At 43.3% G+C, this 656-nt stretch carries 2 tRNA genes and 1 rRNA gene; all 3 read right to left on the bottom strand.

The window, feature by feature from the left end:
• Positions 1-92: ribosomal RNA gene (locus R2S67_RS22795) — 23S ribosomal RNA — on the bottom strand; the annotation flags it as partial.
• A 323-nt stretch (positions 93-415) separates the two neighbouring features.
• A tRNA-Val gene (locus R2S67_RS22790) sits at positions 416-491 on the bottom strand.
• 28 nt (positions 492-519) lie between these two features.
• Positions 520-595 (bottom strand) — tRNA-Lys (locus R2S67_RS22785).
• Between the last annotated feature and the right edge of the window lie 61 nt (positions 596-656).

Below are 656 nucleotides of genomic sequence, written 5' to 3'. Positions count from 1 at the left end.
TTACTACCTAATCTGGGCTTATCGCAAGTTAATACGTCCTTCATCGCCTCTGACTGCCAAGGCATCCACCGTGTACGCTTAGTCACTTAACCATACAACCCGAAGGAGTTTCGAGTTGATGTTCAAATCACCAAAGTTGTCTCTCATTATTTAAATGAGCGAGAGACATATCGATTTTGCCGGACTCAAATTCCAAGAACACTTGAATGTGTTTTTAGTTGTATTCCATAAGGAATACTTTGAGAACTTTACAAWCAACAATAAATTGTTGWTTTGTCAGCTTTCCAAATTGTTAAAGAGCTATGTTKCTTCACAAGGAAGTTACATTTTCTAAAGACTTTCAGAGTCAAAAATACCAACCAGTATCAATTGCTTGTTCTGGTTTGGACGTTTTATTCCAAAAATACTTAGAGAATGGTGGGCGATACCGGGCTCGAACCAGTGACCCCCTGCTTGTAAGGCAGGTGCTCTCCCAACTGAGCTAATCGCCCACATTRTTTTGATTTCCGTGGAAGGAAATGGTGGGTCGTGCAGGATTCGAACCTGCGACCAATTGATTAAAAGTCAACTGCTCTACCAACTGAGCTAACGACCCAATGGTATCCCGTAGGGGAGTCGAACCCCTGTTACCGCCGTGAAAGGGCGGTGTCCTAGGC

The organism is Vibrio sp. T13N (assembly GCF_032970445.1).
Classification (GTDB): domain Bacteria; phylum Pseudomonadota; class Gammaproteobacteria; order Enterobacterales; family Vibrionaceae; genus Vibrio; species Vibrio diabolicus.
The sequence above is the reverse complement of the archived record's forward strand: the minus strand, read 5'-3'. Positions and strand labels throughout refer to the sequence as shown.